The organism is Nitrosomonas ureae (assembly GCF_900108305.1).
Classification (GTDB): Bacteria; Pseudomonadota; Gammaproteobacteria; order Burkholderiales; family Nitrosomonadaceae; genus Nitrosomonas; species Nitrosomonas ureae_B.
Map to the genome: position 1 here is coordinate 1 of NZ_FNUX01000051.1, position 5,440 is coordinate 5,440.

Annotated in this window: 3 protein-coding genes; all 3 read left to right on the forward strand. The window is 39.3% G+C overall.

Translation table 11 applies throughout. The features are described from left to right. Positions 1-808 precede the first annotated feature (808 nt). Complete coding sequence (locus tag C4S39_RS14735) at positions 809-2,656, forward strand: DUF2334 domain-containing protein (RefSeq protein ID WP_219817984.1); 1,848 nt, start codon at positions 809-811, stop codon at positions 2,654-2,656. 118 nt (positions 2,657-2,774) lie between these two features. Continuing rightward, entirely contained in the window at positions 2,775-3,935 is a 1,161-nt protein-coding gene (gene wecB / locus C4S39_RS14740) for a non-hydrolyzing UDP-N-acetylglucosamine 2-epimerase (protein WP_103967689.1), read from the forward strand. Between the two features lie 29 nt (positions 3,936-3,964). Then, on the forward strand, positions 3,965-5,374 hold the full coding sequence (locus tag C4S39_RS14745) for a glycosyl transferase family protein (RefSeq protein WP_103967690.1): 1,410 nt from the start codon (positions 3,965-3,967) through the stop codon (positions 5,372-5,374). The last annotated feature ends 66 nt before the right edge of the window (positions 5,375-5,440 follow it).

The window sequence follows — 5,440 nt, forward strand, 5'->3', positions numbered from 1 at the left end:
GCCGCGCTGGCGCGGCAGACAGTGTTCGATCCGTTGATATTGGTTTTCAGTGATTTCCATCACCATATTATATCAAATAGTGTTAACAGGCCCTAATTCAACCGCAGTATTTGCATTTACATTGCCTTGCAGCAAGTCAGTAGCATTGTCATAGCGCCTAGCCCCGGCCCGCAACGCCAGAATAGATAGTATGCCTTTCTTCACATTAGCATAAGTGACAAACTTCCATGATTTTGTAGTATTGATGTACTAAATATATCCTATTTATATAAGAATATTCTTATATAAAAATCTTCACGCTGACCGCTTGGTTGTATGGAGATATGATCATTTCTGGTGTATGACAGAGGAGAAGAAAGCGGTGTAATCTGTTGGTAAAGATCCGGTCAGATCAATCAATAAGGAAAACACCGCATGCCAGATAGTAAAATTTTTAAACTGAACAAGCCAGAACAGAATGATCCATTGCACTTTATATAAGTAGGACATATTTAGTACATCAATACTACAAAATCATGGAGGCTTGTCACTTATGCTTTGGCAGCAATAAAGATATCATTTGAGCTGCTAGTAAAAGAAGAACACAAAGATAGATGGAAGGATTAAGGATTACAAGGTAAAGATAGAGAATATTCATTAAAGTAAGAATCTGATAACTCTGAAAAGGTATGGGGTGAGCAGAATCAGACTAACCACATGAGATCCGGAAGTAACAAATGTCGCAACTTGCACGAGAGGGGGACAGAATATTTCTAAAAAAATACGTAAATCAAAAAGCATATTACAATAAAATATATTGGAGAAAATAATGAAGAAGCGATATCATACAGGCTGGTTATTGATGGTTATGGTGAGCATTTGTATGCTTTTGGCTGCCATTTCCGTCAGTGCTCAGATCATGATTAATACAAACGATGCCTTAAGCATCCGCACTCAGCTAGGCGACTCTAAGGCAAGAGTTCGTCCAAGCTTAGATAAACTAAATAAAAGCAAATCCGATTTACAGAACATTCAAAATTTAGGAATATTGCCTTCCCCCCCCCGTCCACTGAAAGCTAAGCCAACCGAACCAAAACGCGTTGGCAAAGCTGTGCTGGCTGAAGATACAATTAGAGGTGCCGAGTCTCTAAGCGCAAATTTACAAGCAAGCCGGACAGCGTTGATGGCAGGTCCGGTTGAAGACCTGAACAATCCGACAAATACACTGATTCTATATGATACAACTGGACCGTGGGGTTTCTTGGGTGAGCTCTACGCTCAGATGACAGCAAACCTTGTATCTCATTTCGGAACATGGAAAGCTCATCCGGTAGGAGAATATATCGCCGGAGAGATGACAGGTTTTAGCGCAGTGATCTACCTTGGATCAACTTATGACGAGCCTCTTCCCCCTGCTTTCCTTACTGATACGCTGGCCGGAACGACTCCAGTCTTGTGGATGTATAGCAATATTTGGCAGCTTACAGCGTATTCCAGTGACTTCCAGGCGGCCTACGGTTGGAACTGGGCCGGGTACGATTTCAGCCCAATAGGAACAATCAATTACAAACTGACCGACTTGACTCGAAACACAATAAATCAAGCTGGTATGATGACCTATGCCAACGTGGATACAGCCCGGGTTCAATTTCCGGCAATGGCGAAGAGAACTAATGGAACCAGCTTTCCATGGGCGGTGCGTTCTTTGAATTTAACTTATATTGGAGAAATGCCATTCGCATACATTGATCATACCGACCGCTATCTCGCTCTGGCCGACTTGTTGTTCGACCTCTTGGCTCCAGCTACAGTCGAACGGCATCGAGCACTCGTTAGAATAGAAGACGTAGGGCCTGACGCTAACCCCCAAGAGCTAAGAATTATTGCTCAGCAGCTTTTTAACCGTGGCGTTCCATTTGCAGTCGCAGTGTATCCTCGTTATGAAGATCCTTATGGAGTTTACAATAACGGAGTGCCAGAGGCTTATAACCTTTCTGATAGGCCCAATGTTGTTCAGGCTTTACAATTTATGCAATCCATGGGTGGTACATTGCTTATGCATGGCTATACCCATCAGTTTGGAAACTTGATTAACCCCTACAATGGCGTTAGTGCAGAAGATTTTGAATTTTATACAGCTCACGTGGATGCAACTGATACGGTTAGATATGACGGACCGGTTCCGGGTGATTCAGAAGAATGGATATCTAATCGCATCGCTTTGTCAGAAGCCGCTTTCTTGGCGGCCGGCTTGCAAGTTCCGGAAATTTTTGAATTTCCTCACTATGCAGGGTCGGTGATCGATTACTTGGCTGTACAGGAGCGTTTTGGAATACGCTACGATCGCGGTTTATATTTTCCGGGTAATTTAAGTAACCAGCCCATCGATTACAGTCGGCTTGCTGGGCAGTTTTTTCCTTATCCCGTGAAAGATATATACGGCAGTTTGATTATTCCAGAGAACCTCGGGAATATTGAACCTGTGCCATTTAACAATCATCCAGCTCGATTGCCGGCAGATTTGCTTGCAGCCGGCCAAGCTAACCTTGTCGTTCGAGATGGATTTGCTAGTTTCTTTTATCATCCCTATTTAGGACAAAATATGCTTCTTCAGGTAGTGGATGGGCTCAAGCAACAAGGTTACACATTTATTACTGTTGACAGTCTCAAACCATAATAGTACCTCTACTTTTATCTTTGGCTCCTAGTGTCATAACTGGCGCTATGAGCCAAATCGACGAATACTTCAAAAAAATTAAGTGTCAAATTAATCAAAATTACATGTAAATAAATAAATGAATAAAAAGAAAATTGCAATCATTATGGGCACACGTCCAGAAGCCATCAAAATGGCTCCTGTCGTTTATGCTCTTAAACAAAAATCAAATTATATTGATTCAATAGTTATTGCAACAGCCCAGCATCGGCAGATGCTTGATCAAGTGTTATCGTTGTTTAAAATTGTTCCGGACATAGATCTGGATTTAATGAGGCCAAATCAAAATTTAAATGACTTGACATGCAGGGTATTGCAATTGATGCATAAAACTCTTACAGATGTAAAGCCCGATATGTTAATGGTTCAGGGTGACACAACTACGGTCTTTGCAGCTTCAGTTGCAGCATTTTATCTTAAAATACCTGTTGCTCATGTTGAAGCGGGGCTACGTAGTCATGAATTGTATAATCCGTTTCCGGAAGAAGCGAACCGTCGATTAACTTCGGTATTGACACAGATTCATTTAGCCCCCACACCATTGGCGAAAGAGAAATTAATAAATGAAGGTACAAAAGAAGAAAATATTTTTGTAACAGGAAATACTGTTGTCGACGCAATGTCAGCACTACTTAAGGCGCCATTCTCTTTCTCAGAATCATCCATCAAGAATTTACCTCTTAATCAATACCGTGTCATTTTAGTAACATCACATAGGAGAGAGTCACTTGGAGAAGATCTAAAAAATACTTGCCTTGCGTTAAAGGAAATTATTAAGCGCTTTCCAGATGTTATGGTGGTTTATCCTGTTCATTTAAATCCGAATGTTAGGAAAACAGTGATGGAGATTCTGTCTGATGTAGAACGTGTCGCATTAATAGAACCGGTTGATTATCTGTGTTTCTTATATTTGATGCAAAAAGCTCATATCATTGTTACTGATTCCGGGGGTGTGCAGGAAGAAGCACCAACACTTAAAAAACCGCTCTTAGTGTTACGAAAATTAACTGAAAGACCGGAAGCATTTAACGCAGGTTTATCAAAGATCATTGGCACATCAACAAATAAAATAGTTGCTGAAATTAGTTTATTGTTAACTGATGAGAAAGCTTATCAGGCGATGATTGGCAATAATCCTTTCGGTGATGGAAAAGCCGCCGAGCGAATTGCTGAATTGATAACGAGATGGGTAAGAAATGAAACTCCGTTATTGTCATCTGAAAATGAATTTAAGGGTTGATTCAAAGATAACTTTTAGCTCTCCGTAGAATGGAAAATATTCCTTATTTTTTAGTTGTCATGCAAGTGTTGATGACATTTGTGTGTATTGTTTTCTTTATTAGTGGACTTGATGATCTTTTTATTGATTTGTATTTCTGGATAAGGCATTTTTATCGAAAATTTTTTGTAATGACAAAATATCAGCCATTAACAGAACAACAAATACTGGATAAGCCTGAACAATTTATTGCCATCATGCTCCCTGCTTGGGATGAGTCGGCAGTTATTGGTTTGATGCTAAGAAATACTATAAAATCAATTAATTATACAAATTATCATATTTTTGTAGGGGTTTATCAGAATGATCCTAAAACCCGTGCAGAAGTTGAGAAAGTTATGGTCGAAAGTGATCATGTTCATCTTTGTATCACTGGAAATGATGGACCCACAAACAAAGCGGATTGTCTAAATTGGATTTGTAATGGAATCAAAGCATTTGAACAAAAAAATAGAATTGAATTTGCTTGTTTTATTATGCAAGACTGTGAAGATGTAATACATCCTTTATGTTATAAATTATTCAATTACCTGTTTCCAAAGGCAGATATGGTGCAACTACCGGTGTTGTCATTAAAGCGCAAATGGTATGAATTCACCGGAGCACATTATCAGGATGAATTTGCTCAGCTGCATTATAAAGATTTGCCGGTAAGAGAATCCATTACTAAAAGCATTCCCGCGGCTGGCGTTGGAGTTGCTTTTAGCCGAAAAGCTATTAGCGTTGTCGCAAGTAATAACAATAATCAAATTTTTAGCACCAACTCTCTAACAGAAGACTATGATTTCGGATTTAAGCTCAGAGAGCATAAGTTAAAACAGATGTTTGTCCGCCTATTTGTAGAAAGAACAATAACTCAAAAATCTATACTTACAGGGAAAAAGAGGCAAGTTAAAGTTAAGGAATTAGTTTGTATTAAGGAATTCTTTCCAAACAAATTTTGGGCTGCTGTGCGTCAAAAATCACGTTGGGTGCTCGGTATCGGCTTACAAGGTTGGGCGAATTTAGGGTGGAAAGGTCCTTTATCCATTAAATATATTTTGTATCGAGATCGAAAAGCCTTGATTACGAATTTAGTTAATTTACTCGGGTATATTGTTGTAATTGTTGTTGTCGCTATTTGGATAATAGTTAGCTTAGATCCAAATGCTTACCAATATCCTCCTTTAGTGGAGGAAGAAACAATTCTATGGTATCTGATCGCAATTAATGCTTTTTGCTTGGGGCTTAGAATTTTTCATCGTGCCTACTGTGTTAAACAACTTCATGGGTGGTTTCAGGCTTTTCTCTCCTTTCCAAGAATGGTGTGGGGCAATGTGATAAATTTTTTTGCCACTACTAGAGCTTTATCACAATACATAACGTATCTAAGGTTCATCCGGCAAATGCGTACTTGGTAGTCAGAAAGGCATGTTGAAAGAAAGTGAATCAAAGGTTGAAATTATCTTTGATTTTCAATGATGAGG

Coding starts and splice junctions, on each gene's coding strand:
- C4S39_RS14735 (WP_219817984.1), top strand. CDS start 809: ATGAAGAAGCGATATCATACAGGCTGGTTATTGATGGTTATGGTGAGC.
- wecB (WP_103967689.1), top strand. CDS start 2,775: ATGAATAAAAAGAAAATTGCAATCATTATGGGCACACGTCCAGAAGCC.
- C4S39_RS14745 (WP_103967690.1), top strand. CDS start 3,965: ATGGAAAATATTCCTTATTTTTTAGTTGTCATGCAAGTGTTGATGACA.